The sequence below is a fragment of the Alteromonas sp. HB246098 genome (assembly GCF_054890645.1).
On record NZ_JBTZUG010000007.1, the window covers coordinates 208545 to 225649 of the forward strand.

Sequence of the window (17105 nt, forward strand, 5' to 3'; positions counted from 1 at the left end):
CGCCCTTTAAATAATGTATTAAACATGAAGAGCAGGCATCTTCTTTCGCTCTTACAGGTTAGGTGGTGAAATGAGCACGATTCTATTAGGCGTTAACATCGACCATATCGCAACGCTTCGCAATGCGCGCGGTACACATTATCCAGATCCAGTGCACGCTGCTGACATTGCTGAGCGTGCAGGTGCAGACGGCATTACCGTTCACTTACGAGAGGATCGCCGTCATATTAAAGATCGCGACGTGCGTATTTTAGCGCAAACCATTAACACCCGACTTAATCTAGAAATGGCAGTAACCGATGAAATGCTGGCCATTGCAGAAGAAGTAAAACCTGTTTTTTGCTGTCTAGTACCGGAAAAACGTGAAGAGTTAACCACTGAAGGTGGTCTCGACGTAGCGGGCAACTTTGAGAATATTAAAGCAGCGTGCGAGCGTCTTGCGAATGCCAACATCCTAGTGTCTTTGTTTATCGACGCAGATAAAGCGCAGATTGATGCAGCGGCTGCATGTAACGCGCCTTACATTGAAATTCACACTGGTCAATACGCAGAAGCCACCAGTGAAGATGAGCAGCAAAAAGAGCTGGCTCGCTTAGTAGAAGGTATTGAATATGCTGACAGTTTAGGACTTAAAGTGAATGCGGGTCACGGCTTGCACTATCACAACGTTAAACCTTTAGCGGCGATTCCTCAGCTAATCGAACTTAATATTGGTCATGCTATCATCGCTCGCGCCGCGTTCGACGGACTTCACACAGCAGTGGCTGATATGCGAAAGCTGATGCTTGAAGCACGCGCTGGCATTTAATTCAAAAGGGCAAATATAGCGTGGCGATTGCAGGGCTAGGTACTGACATTGTAGAAATTGCTCGCCTTGGCAAAGGCGAGAGCGCTAACGAACGTTTGGCTAAGCGTGTACTTACGCCTGCCGAGTGGCAGACGTTTAGTGAGCACGCTACACCAGTGCGCTTTTTAGCAAAACGCTTTGCCGCGAAAGAAGCAGCGGTGAAAGCCCTTGGTACGGGTATTGGAAATGGGATTAGTTGGCAACACATAGAGGTACGTAACAACGACCTAGGGGCGCCAGAACTTCATTTTTCTGGTGAATTTGCTGCTATGTGTGAGGCAAGGGGCATTACCCGAAGCGTGATCAGTATTTCAGACGAGCAGCATTATGCCGTCGCCACCGTTATACTAGAGTCCTAATCATTTTCTAAAACGCGGCCTACTAAAACGCAGATTGAAAGTAGCCCAGGTAGATGACACCTATCTGGGCTGCGTTTAAAAAAAACGCTAAAAATATCAAACCACGCAGAGCAAGTTACCGGAGTCACACTTGGCAAACCTTTTTAAACAATCACGCAGCAAACAAAAAGGCACAGCGTCTTCCCGCCTAAGTGGCAATGGAAAAAAAGGTAATGCCAGTGCCAACGCACAGGTCGCAGGACTTCGGTTTGGAAAAACTAAAAATGCCTCACAAGCCAGTAAGAAGGCAAATTCCAGTACGGTGACCATTGAAGATGTCGACTGGATGGGCCATGGGATAGTACGCGGCAACCCCATAATGTTTGTTGAAGGTGCCCTTGTTGGAGAAACCTGCGACATTGAGGTGCTATCAAGCAAAAAGAAAGTCATTAACGCCAAAGCGACAAATATTCAATTACCTAGTGAGGCAAGGCAAGCGCCTTTCTGCCCTGTGTTTGATTCGTGTGGTGGATGTCAGCTACAGCACATAAAGCCGGATGCTGCCCTTGAGCAAAGAGACAACGCTCTTAAAGTGATGATGGAGCGTCAATTGGCAATGAAAGCAGGCGTTTGGCAATCTCCTTTGGTGGGGCCTCGACCTCAATATCGCAGAAAAGCAAGACTGGCTATCGACGCCCGCAACCCGAATCAAATTAAACTAGGCTTTCGCGAAGCCAATAGCAACAAAGTAACCAATGTGGATAGCTGCCCAATTTTGGTTGACCCTTTATCTAATATCATTGGCCCTTTGCAAAACTCGCTCACAGGTTTTGAGTCAGCTCGACACATTGGGCATATAAGCCTAATTGCCGGTGATAACACTTCGCACCTTGTTATTAAACATATTAAAGCGCTTGAGGCAGAGCTTATTGATGCGGTGAATGCACTGGTTAACGAGTACTCTCTCGCCAATACCGATAAAATAGAGTTAAAGCTTGAGAACAAACAAGGGCAAATTCGCAGTGTAGGGCATGGCATTGATTTGGTTATGTCCACGATAAATGACTGTTCTATTTCACCAAGTGCTAACGACTTTATTCAAATAAACAAAGTGGTTAACGAAAAAATGATTAACCAAGCAATGGACTGGCTAAACCCACAGCCCAACGAACGTATAGCCGATTGGTTTAGCGGCCTGGGCAATTTTACCTTACCTATTGCTAAGTCAGGTGCTAGGGTACAAGCGGTAGAGGGTGTTGCAGAGATGGTGCGCCGCGCAAAAGACAATGCACAGCGACAGGGCATTAACAATGTTGAGTGGCTGCATTTAGATTTGGCAGATAAGACCAATGTCGAGGCTTCTTTGCAGCAGGGCTTTGATAAGGTACTGCTTGATCCTTCAAGAGAAGGGGCATTGACCGTTTGTCATGCGCTTGTAAAAGCACTACCAAAAACGATAGTGTATGTTTCTTGCAACCCAAGTACGTTTTCTAGAGACGCAAAAGTGTTGATAGACGGAGGTTATGAAATGGAAAAAGCGGGCGTAGCAGAAATGTTCCCCTTCACCCATCACATGGAAATGATGGCCTTGTTTACGCGAAAGCAGCAGTAACGAGTAAAGGATATGGTATCAACAAGAAAGGTCCACGAAGCAGACCGGCCCCCCTTTGAAGCTTGGCTAGACAGTCTTGAGCTGAGTGCAGAAACAAAAGATAAGCTAAGTGCAGTGTCTTCCATTCCCGAGCGGCTATTGGTTGGCCAGGAAATGGTTGAGATTTTGTGTCAACTTAATATGGATGATGCAACGCTTCAGGCTGCCCTAGTGTTTCCTTATTGCGAACAGCACGCTTTAAGTGAAGAAGATATTGTTGATGAGTTTGGTGGGGAGATTCGAGACCTTATCGTTGGCGTGCGTCGAATGGATGCCATTAAGTCGTTACATGCCCGTAAAGTGAACGGCTCTGGCTTTGCTGAAAGATCAGACGAGCAGCACATAGACAGTATTCGTCGTATGCTCCTTGCGATGGTAGAAGACGTACGCGCCGTTGTTATTAAGATGGCCGAGCGTATTTGTGCACTTCAACAGGTTAAAAAAGCCGACGAAGAAACCCGTGTTATGGTGGCTCGCGAGTGCGCGAGTATTTACGCACCATTGGCAAACCGGTTGGGTATCGGACAGTTAAAGTGGGAACTTGAAGATCTTGCGTTTCGTTACTTACACCCCATCACCTACAAACAAATCGCTAAGCAGTTAGATGGCAAGCGCAGAGAGCGCGCCGAGTACATAGAGACCATAGTAGGCGACTTGCAAGGCTTACTTGATAGCGAACAAATCCGCGCTGACGTATACGGCCGCCCTAAGCATATTTTTAGCATTTGGAAAAAAATGCAGAAAAAGCGCCTTACGTTCGAGCAGCTTTTTGATATTCGTGCAGTACGTATTATTGCCGAGCGACTACAAGATTGCTACGCAGCGTTAGGTACCGTTCACGCAAGTTATAAACATTTACCTAACGAATTTGACGATTATATCGCAACCCCTAAACCTAACGGTTACCAGTCTATTCACACGGTGATTGTGGGGCCTGAAGGAAAGTCGGTTGAGATTCAAATTCGTACCCAAAAAATGCATCAGGACGCAGAACTTGGTGTGGCTGCTCACTGGAAATATAAAGAGGGCAGTACGGGTAAACAATCCGGCTATGACGAGCGCATAAACTGGCTTCGCCGCATACTTGCATGGCAAGAAGAAGTGGCGGAATCGGGTGATTTGGTTGAAGAGCTTCGCAGCCAGGTGTTTGACGATAGGGTTTACGTGTTTACACCCAAAGGCGACGTTATTGACCTTCCCCAAGGCGCTACGCCGCTTGATTTTGCTTACTACATTCACAGTAACGTAGGCCATCGCTGTATTGGCGCAAAAGTGAATGGGCGAATCGTGCCTTTCACTTATTTACTGCAAAGTGGCGACCAAATAGAAGTATTAACCGGGAAAGAGCCGAACCCAAGTCGCGACTGGATGCACCCAGGCCTTGGCTATGTACATTCGTCACGGGCCCGCGCCACTATTCATTCCTTCTTTAAAAAGCAGGACAGAGATAAAAACCTTGCTGCCGGTAAAGAGCTGCTAGAGCGGGAGCTTCAGCGTGCCCACTTGCCTGCTAAAGTACCTAATGAGGCGTTTGAGAAGTTTAATTTACAAACCCTTGACGACTTATACACTGCGGTAGGTGCCGGTGATGTGCGCGTTATGCAAGTGATTAACTTTATTCATCACTTGCAAGAGCCACCAGCCCCCGAACCTGAAATTAGCCCTAAGGTAAAAACACGCAAAACTGCGGCAGGCACGGGTAAAAAAGACGCGGTAGTAGTGCAGGGCGTGGGGCACTTAATGAGTCAGCTGGCTAACTGCTGTAAGCCGGTTCCCGGCGAAGCTATTTTAGGCTATATCACGCAAGGCCGTGGCGTAAGCGTTCATAAAGAAAGCTGCAGTCAGCTGCAGAACTTGTTGTCACAGCACCCTGAGCGCCAGATCGAAGTGAATTGGTCACATGAGCTTAAAGTGGGTTTTGAGACAGGCATTGATATATTTTGCCACGATAGAAACGGCCTGTTGCGCGACATTACTACGGTGTTGGCGAATGAAAACGTGCCGCTCTTAGGGGTAAATAGCTTAAGTGATAAAAACAGGCAGACGGCACTTATTACCATATCTATCGAGGTTAATGATCTTGAGAGAGTGTCAAAAGTCTTAACTCAATTGCGACAGCTTAAAGGCGTGACAGATGCAAAACGCAAGCAAAGCTAGCCTTGGCGAAATGCAGCGGCTGCTAGACATTATGACGCAGCTGCGCGACCCGCAATCTGGCTGTCCATGGGATGTGAAACAAACCATGGGAAGCCTAACTCGCTACACCATAGAAGAAGCCTATGAAGTGGCTGATGCTATTGCCGCTGGTGATATGCACGATATCAAAGATGAGTTGGGTGACTTGCTGTTTCAAGTAGTGTTCTACGCGCAGATCGCCAGTGAATCGAAGGAATTCTCTTTTGACGATGTGGCGCAAAGCATTAGCGATAAGCTGGTGCGCCGTCACCCTCATGTCTTTGGTGCACAGTCAGACGATGAAGTAAAAAGCGATGAGTTAAGCGTTACAAACAAAGAACGTACGCCATTGAGCGACAGCGCTTTGAATGCACAGTGGGACGCAATAAAAGCCCAAGAAAAGCAACTTAAAAAGCAGCGTTTAAAGCAAGACGAAGCAACAGAAACCAGTATTCTAGATAGCGTACCTAGAGGTATGCCGGCACTCATGTATGCGCAAAAGCTGCAGAAAGCCTGCGCAAAGGTAGGGTTTGATTGGCCTGATGCTGCACCTGTCATAGATAAAGTGCGTGAGGAAGTGGAAGAGATTCAGCAAGAGCTGGATACGAAGCAACGCCTACTATCTGCAAGCAGTGCTGACGAAAAGCCTTCAAGCAATGATATGCATGACAACCAACAAGCGATTGAAGAAGAAATTGGCGATGCACTTTTTGCCATGGTTAATTTAGCAAGGCATTGCAAAGTGGATGCTGATACTGCGCTTCGCAATGCTAGTAATAAGTTTGCCAACCGTTTTAAAGGTGTAGAGCGTTTAGCTGCAAAGCAGGGCGAGAAGCTTGACGCATTGACTTTAGATGAAATGGAAGCGCTGTGGCAGCAGGTTAAACAATCTTCTCATGCTAAGTGATTTGCTTTAACTACGATTTCAAAACACTGTCGCCGATTATTCAACGTCTAGTTTGTCTCAAAGGTGTTGAACTACTTGTATATAAATATATCACGCGTTAAGTCAAAAAATTAGACCAATGTAGATGGAAACTTTGCCATTTTGTCATATGTTTAATAAGTAGGTTTGATTTACGACAAGGGCATGTAGATCCATTTTGTCTATAATCTGTGTATAAAACTAGCACGTTGGAATGGTGCTTAGCCGGTGTTAAGTAACAACACTGACCACGGAGTTGGACTGGATTGGGCGTAACTGTTTTATGAAAAAAATACTGTATTTATCGTTAGGGTTGTTTTTAACGTGTTTAGGTATTGTAGGTGCTTTTTTACCTGTGATGCCGACAACGGTATTTTTGATAGGCGCGCTTTTTTGTTTCACTAAATCTTCACCGCGCCTTGAGAGTTGGCTTATTCAACACCCCAAATATGGGCCTAGTCTGGTTGCGTGGCGTAAACACGGTGCAATATCTAAAAAGGTAAAATGCATAGCGTGTTGCAGTATGCTGATAAGTTTTATTCTTATTTGTCTATTTGCATCCATGCCGATCCCCGCTTACATAGGCATTGCAGTGTTTATGGGAATAGGCGCATATTTCGTAGTTACGCGCCCCAATATCCCTGCTGTATAGCATCCCTGCTGTTGAGCGCCTTTATCGGTTTCTACCTAGTCGCTCGTGACTGCTCACCCATTCATCCGCAACTACAGCAGAACCAAGAGATAGATCCCCACATAGCACTGTCGCTGCAACTATCTCGGCAAACTTGTTAACGCTACCTCTTTCTGTACACCCAAGTACGCTTAAGCATTCGTTTTGTGTAGCTAAGCCGGTTCCGCCACCGTACGTAGCAACAATTAACGATGGAATCGTAACAGAGAAATAGTAATCTCCATTTGGCGTAATCTCAGCGTAGGTAAACCCGGCCGACGATTCAGCCACATTAGCTACATCTTGCCCACAAGCGATGAACATAGCGGTGATGCCGTTGGCGAAGTGGGCACCATTGTTAACGCTACCGGCCATCATCGCGCCCATATTTGAATATTGACGCTGTTTAAACAAGGCTTCAGGCGGGCAATGCATAATGTCCGTCATAAGTTGCTTTGGTAGGGTGATTTCTGCGACAACGCGCTTTCCGCGGGTATGCAGCGAGTTTAAGTGCGAGTGCTTTTTATCGGTATCAAGGTTTGCTGCCAGCACAAAGTGCTCAATAGGGCCCGAATAGTTTGCCTGTATCCACTCGCAGCCTGCTTTAGTGGCTTTGCTTACCATGTTTTGCCCAGCCGCATCACCACAGGTAAAGTTGAATCTAAGCCAACGAAGCTTAGAGGCGGCATATTGCTCTATATCTCTAAGTTTCCCCACGCTGGTGGTGTCATCACAGGCGAGCTTTATGGCATCGAAGTTCTGTTCGATCCATTTGCCAAATGCAAGGGCTTCTCGAGCATCAGAAAACGCAAACATAGGTGCTCGCTGCATGGCATCGTCAATAACAGTGGTGGTTACGCCCCCTGCTTCTCTTGTTAAACGCATACCTCTACTGTAGCTGGCTGTTAGCGTACCTTCTGTTGTTGCCATCGGAACATAGAATTCGCCTTTGGCGTACTCTCCATTTATCAAAATTGGGCCAGCAAAGCCAATAGGTACCTGTGCAACACCAGTGAAATTCTCGATATTTCCTGATAGTGAGTCGGGCGGTATGGAATAGTGAGCTAAATTATTGAGTTTAGTACCGGTTTCGCGCGAAATAAATTCGCGGCGGGTCTGGCTCATATCATGGGTATAGTCGTTATCTGATGAACGCGGGATCTTCGGCATACGGCCACTCCTTTTTTCTTCATAATAGGAGTGCTGGTATCAGATGAACACTGTTTACAATTTATACATACAGATAAATGCAGCCTATAAAGAATTACCCATCAATTATGACGTCCTATCGTTTTGGAAAGAGGGGGAGTGAATAGCGCAGTTATATGCCTTGAATGTAAGATTTCATGAGGTGGAATAGTGTGAGTGTGACGACAGATTATGATGTAATGCGCGCTCTGTATAATGGACTTATGGATAATCATGCCAAAGACACTTTTTAAGCCTTCACTATTCATCATGGCATTGTCAGCATTCAATTTACCTATATTTGCGCCTAACGCTTATGCTCATGAAGATGAACACGATGAGCACCATGAAGAAAAAGTCGAAAAAATAGTGGTTCAAGCAACGCGCTCAGGTCGCATAGCCGATGATCAGCCTGTTCGGGTTGAATTGATTAACCGAGAAGAAATTCAGGAAAAGGCTGCCATGCGACCGGGCAATATTTCTATGTTGGTCGCCGAAACTGGTGGTGTGAGAATGCAAACCACATCGCCTGCCCTTGGCAGTGCTAATATTCGCTTGCAAGGTCTGTATGGCCGTTATACCCAGCTTTTATCTGACGGGCTACCGCTTTACGGTAACCAATCAGCGTCAATTGGACTACTTCAAATTCCCCCTACAGACTTAGGGCGCGTTGAGATTATCAAAGGTTCTGCGTCATCTCTTTATGGTGGCTCAGCGCTTGGTGGTGTTATTAATCTTGTCTCTCGTCGCCCAAAAGATGAGTTTGAAGGAGAAGCGTTGGTGAATTTCACCACTCGTGACGGGCAAGATTTCACTACCTATATGGCAACGCCTTTCAGCGACAGCCTAAGTGGCTCGGTGACTGCTGGTGCGCATCATCAAAGTGAGAAAGATCTCGATAACGACGGCTGGGCCGACTTGGCCGGCTATGAACGTTACACGGTAAGACCGCGTATTTTCTGGGAAGGAGATGAGGGCGAGCGCCTTTATTTTACAACCGGTTATATGACGGAAAATCGCCAAGGTGGCACCGTAGGTGATGCAACTGTAGGAACCGGAGAAAATGCCGTCTCTTTTATTCGTGGGCTAGAGTCAGAGCGCATTGACAGTGGTCTTGTGTTCGAAAAGCCCCTTGGCGATACACTTACCCTTAATTCACGCTTTTCAGCAATGTCGCAAGAACATACGCATCAGTTCGGCAATGAGTTATCAGGCGTAGAAAGTGATAAACACGAAAGTTACCTCGCTGAGACTAGTTTGGCAGGCTATACAGACAAGAGTGATTGGTTGGTAGGAGTAGCCTATCAATCTAATATTTACGATTCGGATACCTTTGGGTCTTTTGATTACAGCTATGAGGTTCCGGGTATCTTCACCCAGCTGGATTATCAAATAAACGATGAATTCACAACATCAGCGAGTGCGAGGCTAGACGATCACAGTGAATATGGTACTCAATTTAGCCCACGAGTATCGTTTTTATATCGCCCAGGCGACGTGACAATAAGAGGCTCTTACGGAGAGGGCTATTTCGCCCCCACGCCTTTTGTTGAAGAAATCGAAGCTGCGGGGCTGTCGCGTTTATTACCAATAGATGGCCTTCAGGAAGAACAAGCGCAGACCGCATCTTTAGATGTTACTTATCGTTTTGATGATATTGAAACCAGTCTTACCTTATTCGGCTCTAACGTTGATAACGTGACTCGCTTAGATACTGTAGAAACGAGCGACGGGACACCGCCTACAAACGTACGCTTAGTAAACGCAGAAGGTGAATCGAAAATTAGAGGTTCTGAAGTCTTACTTCGCTACTATTGGAAAGACCTGAAGTTGACCGCAAGCTATCTTTACTTAGACGCGACAGAAGAAGTGCCCAACGCTAGTGGTAGGCGAGAGCTCGCGCTAACACCTCAGCATTCAGCTGGCTTTGTAGCTATGTGGGAGCAGCACGGCAAGTTTATGCTAGGTTTTGAGGCGTACTATACTGGCGTTCAGCGTGTAGACGATAACCCGTACATAACCCATACCAAGCCTTATTGGCATTTAGGTTTACTCGGACAAATAACAACAGGGCGCTACAGCTGGTTCTTAAATTTAGAAAACCTGCTTGATGTTCAGCAAACCGATGAGCACCCGTTATTGTTGCAGTCACAGGCACCAAGTGGACGTTGGACAACCGATATCTGGTCACGCAACGATGGTTTTATTGCCAATGCAGGTGTTCGCATTAAATTTGGTGGATAGGAAGTAAGCAAGACGCTGGCAGTCGGTGAAGATTGCAGAAAAAGCGACAAAGCCAAGGCTGTAAAGCGGCGTCAATTAAGCAGCATTAATTAAATGGCGTGGATTAAGCGAAGGTGGAAAGTTAATGACAACCTCCACCTTTACTTATCAAGCTGCTATGTAAACTAAGCTTTAGTATCTAATCTTGCTTGAAGGGCAGCGATTTCTTCCCTACGCTTTTTATCTGCTAGCGGGCGATTAGCTTTTTCAGGCGCGTTTTGGGCACGACTTAAAAAAGCCTGGGCCTTTTCATATTCTCCATCGTCAAAAAGGTACTCGGCATAAAAGAAGTTTTGATCCATACCTTGCGGATTAATTTCAAGTGCACGCTTAAACAGCTTTTCAGCTTTTTTGTCACTACCAAAACTCACAGGCCAGCCCGGCACTTTGTGATAAAGCGCGGCTAGTACGGTTAGTGCCGTTCCGTCTAGAACTGATTCTTCTTTTTCGATGGCGCGTTCTAAATTTTCTTTCGCACTTTCAGCAAAGTCTAAGGCGCCTAACCCTCCTTTGGCACTTGCTGTGCTTGATTGAGAAATAGCCAACCAAGTAAGTGACTCTGCACTATTCTCGGATTGCTCTACGAGTTTTTTAGCTTGTTCGATAAGTTCTGAAAAAGCGCTAAGTTGCGCATCGCCCTCTAATTGATAGTTCACAGTTGCCCACTGTTGTTGAAGCTTAAGTAGCTCATCGGGTGACGCCGCTACCGGTGTGATAAGTGCCGCTGATGTTAATCCTGCGATAACAAGTGAGGAAAGTCGTTTTTTTATTGTCATGAAAATACCGGATAAAAGAGTTTAATTAGATAAAGAGTATGGCCATTAGAGCGTAGCCACTACAGGTAAAGAAAGGCTGCATTTAATACTGAAGTTTGTTTAACCCATTGTGAACAATATCGGTTTGCTCGCCCCGTTTTCTGAAGGGAAGGGAATAACTAATTGATATGTTTGTTAGTGCGAGCAGCACAAAAACTGAAGCTACAAAGTGGGGTCTTTTCATTAGAGTTATTAGAAGAATTGAATGCAACGGACGTACAGTACCTTAACTCAGTTTCTGTGTCATCGGCTGATGATGGAATTTTATCCATGTTTTTTGTTGTTAGGGGTTCGCATTTCCTTCAATTCCTGTATAATTCGCGCCCTGCCCAGTTACGCCCACCTTTGGGAAGGTGGAAGAATCAGCCGGCTCGAAGGGGTCTTTGTGTTGATTTTAAGGTGATTTCTGGTGTTCAGAAATCAGTAACGACGATATTATTCGGGTGAATTTGAAAATGAAAACTTTTGTTGCTAAGCCAGAAACGGTACAACGTGACTGGTATGTGGTAGACGCCACAGACAAAACTCTAGGCCGTTTGGCTTCTGAAATCGCACTACGCCTTCGTGGTAAGCATAAGCCAGAGTACACACCTCACGTGGACACTGGTGATTACATCATCGTAATCAACGCTGAAAAAGTTGCGGTTACAGGCCGTAAAGCGCAAGACAAAATGTACTATGCGCACTCTGGTTACCCAGGTGGTCTTAAAGAGACAAACTTTGAAAAACTAATTGCTCACAAGCCAGAAATGGTTCTTGAAAAAGCAGTTAAAGGCATGTTGCCAAAAGGCCCTCTAGGTCGCGCAATGTTCCGTAAAATGAAAGTTTACGCTGGTGCAGAACACTCTCACGCAGCACAGCAACCACAAGTTTTGGACATTTAAGGAGCTATTAACATGGCAGATACTCAATACTACGGCACAGGCCGCCGCAAAAGTTCTACTGCTCGTGTGTTCCTACGTCCAGGCACAGGTAGCATTAAAGTAAACCAACGCGCTCTTGACGAGTACTTTGGTCGTGAAACAGAGTGCATGGTTGTTCGTCAGCCACTTGAACTTGTTGAAATGACTGAAAAGTTTGACGTATACATCACTGTTAAAGGTGGTGGTTCTAACGGTCAAGCGGGTGCAATCCGTCACGGTCTTACTCGTGCTCTTATGGAGTATGATGAAGCACTACGTCCAGCACTTCGTAAAGCTGGCTTCGTTACTCGTGATGCACGTCGCGTTGAACGTAAGAAAGTTGGTCTACACAAAGCGCGTAAGCGTCCACAATTCTCAAAGCGTTAATTTTTACGTTTTTTTGTATTGCAAAAACCCGGCTTATGCCGGGTTTTTTATTTTCTGGCTAGAAATAAAATAAAAAAAGGTGGAGGGATTTATGCTTCACTGCGTATTAATAAGTAGGCCAGAAATGAATGAAGAATCAGTGTGAAAGTTGTTTATTTAAATACTCAATCAGCTATAGCGCAATCTCAAAGCGACAACGCTACGCTCTACCACCTCATTTCTGAGCATGAACCGGCACTTCGTCGGTTTATTCGAGTAAGGGCACGAGCTAATTCCTCGGAAGTGGAAGATATTCTCCAAGAAATGTACGCCAAACTGTTTTCACTAGATGGAATGGCTAAAAAGATTGAAGCGCGCCAAGATACGTTTAGAAGTTTCTTGTTTACCGTTGTCACCAATTTAATCATCGATAGAGAACGGCGAGCAAAGGTACGTGCTCATGAAGCGCATGAACCATTTTCTGATACCCTATACTCTACGTGGAGCAATGAACCCGAGAAGCACGCAGGGATAGCTGAGAAACTCATCGAAATTGAAAGTGTGCTTGAAAATATTAATCCTCATCACAAATCTGCGTTTGTACTTTGCCGTGTTGAAGGTAAAGCTTATCGGGAAATCAGCGATATATTAGGCGTTTCTGTTAGTACAGTAGAAAAATACATTTCGGCCGCATTGACGGCTATTCGAAATAAGGTGCAAGATTAATGGCTACGGCTTTGAACCAGCATTCAATCAATAAACGTGCAAGTGATTACGTTGTGCGTCTTTACTCTGGTGAACTGACAGCTAAAGAAGAAAGTGAGATCCTTGCATGGTGCGATGCAAAAGCCTCCCATCAAGCAGCTTTTGACGATGCGCTTTTAGTATGGGAGAGCTCTGCTCACATTGCGCCTCATATAGGGTGGCGCCAAAAGTTGGAAAAACGTTTCTATCGCATGCGCTATCTAGCCGCATCTATTGTTGTAGCATCATTCTGCTTTTTACTCATCACGCATTATGATGCGCCTGACCAACGTATTGCTAACAGTGAGCTTGCCAATAGTTATTCCACTGCCATCGGCGAGGTGAGCAATGTTGGATTACCAGATGGCTCTACCATTACGTTAAATACAGATACCCGCATTAATATAGAGTTTAGCGAAGCGCACAGAGAGCTTTGGCTAGAACACGGTGAGGCATTTTTTGATATTGCTAAAGATCGCTCCCGTCCATTTTTAATTCATACCGTAAATAAAACAGTGAGAGTCGTAGGGACGAAGTTTAATATAAAGCTGTCACAGTCTGGGTTTGATATAGCCGTAGAAGAAGGTATTGTCGCCATTGAAGAAAAGGCAGAGTCGAACACCGACAAACCAGCGAAAGGTGATACCCAAGTGTTATTGGAAGCCGGCGCAGTTGCATCATTCAATGATACCAGTGCACTTATCGCAAAAGAAAATGTGGACAGTGTAGTAAAAGCGCAAAGTTGGCGTACGGGTTACTTACGTTTTGATGAAGAACGGTTAGATAAAGTTATTGCCAGTTTTAACCGCTATAGAAGCAAAAAAATAGTGATTAGTCAGGATGTAGCCGATTTGCGTATCAGTGGCGTTTTTAAGCTGTCAGATGGCGATGCGATTTTAACGGCACTTGAAGCAACCTTGCCGATAGAAGCGAAAAGAGATGAAGAAAATATAAAACTAGTGAAGAAATAGCGGAGGGTTTTGTTTTTGGCTGCGTATTAACTAAAAGGGAACACATTAAAATACTATAGGAGCAGCCATGAAGTTGCCAAAAACCACAACAAGTACGTTAGCCCTGTGTGTCGCATTGTCACTAAGCTCAGGCTTAAATGCACAGCAAATAGATAACCTTTCAATTCAAGCTACTACACTTGATAACGCATTACTCTCACTGGCACAGCACAGTGAAATTCAAATTTTGTTTTCAGACGCTAGAATAAAGCAAACAATCGCCCCTAAGCTAGAAGGTAGTATGGATGTGCAAGAAGCACTTTCTACCTTGCTTGAAGGTACTGGCTTCATCTACAAGCAAACCTCTAAAAGTACCTATATTGTTACACCGATTGGAAGCGAAGAGAAAAACCAACCACAAAACCCTTCTGCCGTTCCCGTTACTGCTAACGTTCAGAAACAAGAAGCAAGTGTAGAGCGTATTCAGGTTACTGGCTCAAACATCCGTGGGATGCAAGATACTGGCGCATTGCCCGTCACCATGATGTCATCTGAAGATATTGACGGTTTAGGCTTAAGCAGTGGCGCTGAAATTTTAGCGGAGTTACCGCAACAAGGTGCTGTAAATTTTAATAGCGAGCGTGTAGTTGGTGGTGTTAACGACGCACGTGGCGATGTCTCATCAGTAAACCTACGTGGTATAGGCACAGGTTATACGCTTACGCTGTTGAACGGTCGCCGATTAGTGCTACACCCAGGTACGCAAGCCGAAAACTTAGTACCTGTTACTACCGTGAACTCAAATACGCTTCCAGTTAAAGGACTAAAACGTGTTGAAGTGTTACGCGATGGCGCTGCAGCTATTTACGGTACTGACGCCATATCAGGTGTAGTAAATTATGTTTTAGACGACAAGTATACGGGCGGTGAGCTTCAAGCTCATTATGGCAGTAGTCAGGGTACAGGTCGTGACCAAATCAATTTATCCGGCGCTGGTGGTTGGTTATTTAACAATGATAAAACTCACGTTACTTTTAGTGGTGGGTACTATCATCGCGATATGGTTATGGCGAGTGAGCGGGATTATTCTGCCAGTTCTGACTTACGTAACTACAGCGAAGTGCCTGCTGATTTTGTTGGCGATACACAACTAGATAATCGCTCAACGGTAACGCCATGGGGGGAATTTTCCTCAGACAGTCTAGGCACCTTTCACCTTGAGCCAACGTCATACGACGATTGTGTTGCGGAAGTTAGTGGCTATGTGTGCGCGTCTTCTGGATCAACGCCTCGAGATATGCGCTTCGACTCAAACTCACAGCGTAGCTTGAGCTCGGAAGTCGATAGGCTCAATCTATACACCTTGGTGAATCACCAAATCAATGATGATGTTGAGATATACGGTGAAGCCCTTTACTACTCAGCAACAGCGAAACGTATTCGTGAACAATCGGGCAATCTAACAGCACAGCGTTTTACAGTTTCTGCTGATGCATTTTACAACCCTTTTGGTGAAGACGTGACTGTTCGTCGCTATCGTCCCATTGATACAGGCCCTCGAAATATCGAAGTCGATGATTACAGCTATCGTTTATTAGCAGGCTCTCGTGGTTATATCGGTGATTGGGACTTCGATTCTGCCGTGTTGTATTCAAAAGCCAATACTATCGATACCGCAAATCGAATTAACACCACCTTGTTCCAACAAGCGGCTAATAGTACTGATGAAAGCACGGCTTACAATATTTTTAGCGGCGCCAGTGTGACTAACCCAAATACGGTCGATGATACGCCGGTATCTCAAAGTGTTATCGACAGCTTTATGGTGGATGTTGAGCGGGAGTCAGAAACAGAACTTGCTTCAATTGATGCCAAAGTATCTCGACCAGATTTATTTAGTTTACCCGCCGGTGATGTAGGTTTTGCCGCAGGTATTGAATATCGCTATGAAAGCTTTTTTGACAAACGTACCGATGATTTGAATGGCACATTGTTTTTCAGTGACTTAGTGGGTGGCACTTCGTCCGAAATTGCTAGCCAAGTATTAGGAAGTAGCCCTACGCCAGATGCTAGCGGAAGTCGTAATGTGGTATCTGCGTACGCGGAATTTGCTATTCCACTGTTGGCCGATAAACCGTTTGTTGAAAATTTAAATTTACAGGTAGCCGGGCGTTACGAAGATTTCTCTGACGTAGGCAGTGTATTTAAACCTAAATTTGCCCTTGCATGGACGGTAAATGAAAACGCATTAATTCGTGGTGCATATTCAGGGGGCTTTAAAGCGCCAGGGTTGCCACAAACCACAGCAGTAAATGTTGCCCGTTCTAATACCAGAACCGATCCGTTGACACAAACGAATCGTGGTACGCTAGAACTTCGAAATGGTAGCGATACCTTAAGCCCCGAAGAAAGTGAAAATTACTCGTTTGGCGTAGTACTTACGCCTACCAAAGAGTTAACCCTTACAGTCGATTGGTGGCAAATCAAACAAGAGAACACGGTGGGTATTTTAAATAGCCAAACACAAATTTTGTATGATGCGCTATTACGTAGCCAGGGTGGCTCGAATGAAAATGTGGTTCGTGATGAAAATGACGAAATTATATATATTCGAAATGATTACACTAACTTACTACCAAGAGATATTTCTGGTATCGATTACAGTGCTGATTACCGTTTTGAAACTGAAGTAGGTGATTTTTCCATTAAGCTCAGTGCCGCCAACTTGAGAAAGTTTGATCAAGGGTCAGACGATATCACAGACCTAGTGGTTGCAGCACAAGAAGCTGGAAACGAAGCGTTATTGTACGAAGGGGAGCAAGTTGCCATATTTGGTAGCGATGGCGACCTTATTCGTCAAAACGAACGCCCAAAATGGCGGGCTAATTTATCGCTAACCTATTCTCGAGATGCATGGCGTGCTGGTCTTAAATATCGTTACGTTAGTGATGTTGAAGACACTAGCTTAAATTATACCGACGATTCAGGTGATTTAGTGACTTACGTCATTGATGACTGGTCAACGTTAGATGCGTACGTAAGTTACCGCTTTAGTAAAGATGCATTGTTTAGCGGAAAAACGAAAGTGACCGTAGGCATGCGTAACCTGACTAACGAAGAACCGCCGTTTGCCGATGAAACCTTTGGTTTTAGCAGTAGCCTTCATTCATCGATTGGCCGTTATACCTACGTAACACTTAATCATAAATTTTAAGTTAAAAAACTTTTCCTACTTTTACATCATAAAGAGG

14 protein-coding genes are annotated in these 17105 nt (G+C 45.1%); 12 read left to right on the top strand and 2 right to left on the bottom strand.

Features of this window, described 5'->3' with window-relative positions; translation table 11 throughout:
• Positions 1 to 70: 70 nt before the first annotated feature.
• From pdxJ to ACYTPF_RS15475, 6 genes are all read left to right on the top strand, one after another.
• Complete coding sequence (gene pdxJ, locus ACYTPF_RS15450; protein ID WP_461852834.1) at positions 71 to 808, top strand: pyridoxine 5'-phosphate synthase; 738 nt, start codon at positions 71 to 73, stop codon at positions 806 to 808.
• A 20-nt stretch (positions 809 to 828) separates the two neighbouring features.
• Complete coding sequence (acpS, locus tag ACYTPF_RS15455) at positions 829 to 1206, top strand: holo-ACP synthase (protein ID WP_269917273.1); 378 nt, start codon at positions 829 to 831, stop codon at positions 1204 to 1206.
• 130 nt (positions 1207 to 1336) lie between these two features.
• Positions 1337 to 2797, top strand: coding sequence for a 23S rRNA (uracil(1939)-C(5))-methyltransferase RlmD (rlmD, locus tag ACYTPF_RS15460; protein WP_461852835.1), 1461 nt, complete (start codon positions 1337 to 1339; stop codon positions 2795 to 2797).
• A gap of 12 nt (positions 2798 to 2809) precedes the next feature.
• Positions 2810 to 4993, top strand: coding sequence for a GTP diphosphokinase (relA, locus tag ACYTPF_RS15465; protein ID WP_461852836.1), 2184 nt, complete (start codon positions 2810 to 2812; stop codon positions 4991 to 4993).
• Positions 4971 to 5918 (top strand): nucleoside triphosphate pyrophosphohydrolase, encoded by a 948-nt coding sequence (gene mazG / locus ACYTPF_RS15470; RefSeq protein WP_461852837.1) that lies wholly within the window; start codon positions 4971 to 4973, stop codon positions 5916 to 5918. Before relA ends, mazG begins: the two co-directional genes overlap by 23 nt.
• A gap of 301 nt (positions 5919 to 6219) precedes the next feature.
• Positions 6220 to 6588 carry a YbaN family protein gene (locus tag ACYTPF_RS15475; RefSeq protein WP_461852838.1) on the top strand — a complete coding sequence of 123 codons (369 nt, stop codon included), beginning with the start codon at positions 6220 to 6222 and terminating at the stop codon, positions 6586 to 6588.
• 21 nt (positions 6589 to 6609) lie between these two features.
• Here the strand turns inward: ACYTPF_RS15475 and ACYTPF_RS15480 are convergent, their stop codons facing one another.
• Positions 6610 to 7776, bottom strand: coding sequence for a hydroxymethylglutaryl-CoA reductase (locus ACYTPF_RS15480; RefSeq protein ID WP_461852839.1), 1167 nt, complete (start codon positions 7774 to 7776; stop codon positions 6610 to 6612).
• Between the two features lie 252 nt (positions 7777 to 8028).
• Between ACYTPF_RS15480 and ACYTPF_RS15485 the strand changes: the two genes are divergently transcribed.
• Positions 8029 to 10038 carry a TonB-dependent receptor plug domain-containing protein gene (locus ACYTPF_RS15485; RefSeq protein WP_461852840.1) on the top strand — a complete coding sequence of 670 codons (2010 nt, stop codon included), beginning with the start codon at positions 8029 to 8031 and terminating at the stop codon, positions 10036 to 10038.
• A 164-nt stretch (positions 10039 to 10202) separates the two neighbouring features.
• On the opposite strand, the gene ACYTPF_RS15490 is transcribed toward ACYTPF_RS15485, so the two are convergent.
• Positions 10203 to 10853, bottom strand: a complete 651-nt coding sequence (locus ACYTPF_RS15490) for a tetratricopeptide repeat protein (protein WP_461852841.1) — start codon at positions 10851 to 10853, stop codon at positions 10203 to 10205.
• Between the two features lie 494 nt (positions 10854 to 11347).
• Here ACYTPF_RS15490 and rplM point away from each other — a divergent pair, with 494 nt between their 5' ends.
• The 5 genes from rplM (at position 11348) to ACYTPF_RS15515 (ending at position 17068) form a co-directional block, all read left to right on the top strand.
• Complete coding sequence (gene rplM, locus ACYTPF_RS15495; protein WP_012517329.1) at positions 11348 to 11776, top strand: 50S ribosomal protein L13; 429 nt, start codon at positions 11348 to 11350, stop codon at positions 11774 to 11776.
• Positions 11777 to 11788: 12 nt separating this feature from the next.
• Positions 11789 to 12181, top strand: coding sequence for a 30S ribosomal protein S9 (gene rpsI / locus ACYTPF_RS15500; RefSeq protein ID WP_014948330.1), 393 nt, complete (start codon positions 11789 to 11791; stop codon positions 12179 to 12181).
• Between the two features lie 141 nt (positions 12182 to 12322).
• Positions 12323 to 12886, top strand: a complete 564-nt coding sequence (locus tag ACYTPF_RS15505) for an RNA polymerase sigma factor (protein WP_461852842.1) — start codon at positions 12323 to 12325, stop codon at positions 12884 to 12886.
• Positions 12886 to 13875 (top strand): FecR family protein, encoded by a 990-nt coding sequence (locus ACYTPF_RS15510; RefSeq protein WP_461852843.1) that lies wholly within the window; start codon positions 12886 to 12888, stop codon positions 13873 to 13875. Before ACYTPF_RS15505 ends, ACYTPF_RS15510 begins: the two co-directional genes overlap by 1 nt.
• Before the next feature lie 67 nt (positions 13876 to 13942).
• Positions 13943 to 17068, top strand: a complete 3126-nt coding sequence (locus ACYTPF_RS15515) for a TonB-dependent receptor (protein WP_461852844.1) — start codon at positions 13943 to 13945, stop codon at positions 17066 to 17068.
• The last annotated feature ends 37 nt before the right edge of the window (positions 17069 to 17105 follow it).

Excerpts from the sequence above, each read along its gene's own strand:
- relA (WP_461852836.1), top strand. The coding sequence starts at position 2,810 with ATGGTATCAACAAGAAAGGTCCACGAAGCAGACCGGCCCCCCTTTGAA.
- pdxJ (WP_461852834.1), top strand. The coding sequence starts at position 71 with ATGAGCACGATTCTATTAGGCGTTAACATCGACCATATCGCAACGCTT.
- rpsI (WP_014948330.1), top strand. The coding sequence starts at position 11,789 with ATGGCAGATACTCAATACTACGGCACAGGCCGCCGCAAAAGTTCTACT.
- ACYTPF_RS15475 (WP_461852838.1), top strand. The coding sequence starts at position 6,220 with ATGAAAAAAATACTGTATTTATCGTTAGGGTTGTTTTTAACGTGTTTA.
- mazG (WP_461852837.1), top strand. The coding sequence starts at position 4,971 with ATGCAAAACGCAAGCAAAGCTAGCCTTGGCGAAATGCAGCGGCTGCTA.
- ACYTPF_RS15515 (WP_461852844.1), top strand. The coding sequence starts at position 13,943 with ATGAAGTTGCCAAAAACCACAACAAGTACGTTAGCCCTGTGTGTCGCA.
- ACYTPF_RS15510 (WP_461852843.1), top strand. The coding sequence starts at position 12,886 with ATGGCTACGGCTTTGAACCAGCATTCAATCAATAAACGTGCAAGTGAT.
- rplM (WP_012517329.1), top strand. The coding sequence starts at position 11,348 with ATGAAAACTTTTGTTGCTAAGCCAGAAACGGTACAACGTGACTGGTAT.
- ACYTPF_RS15480 (WP_461852839.1), bottom strand. The coding sequence starts at position 7,776 with ATGCCGAAGATCCCGCGTTCATCAGATAACGACTATACCCATGATATG.
- ACYTPF_RS15490 (WP_461852841.1), bottom strand. The coding sequence starts at position 10,853 with ATGACAATAAAAAAACGACTTTCCTCACTTGTTATCGCAGGATTAACA.
- ACYTPF_RS15485 (WP_461852840.1), top strand. The coding sequence starts at position 8,029 with ATGCCAAAGACACTTTTTAAGCCTTCACTATTCATCATGGCATTGTCA.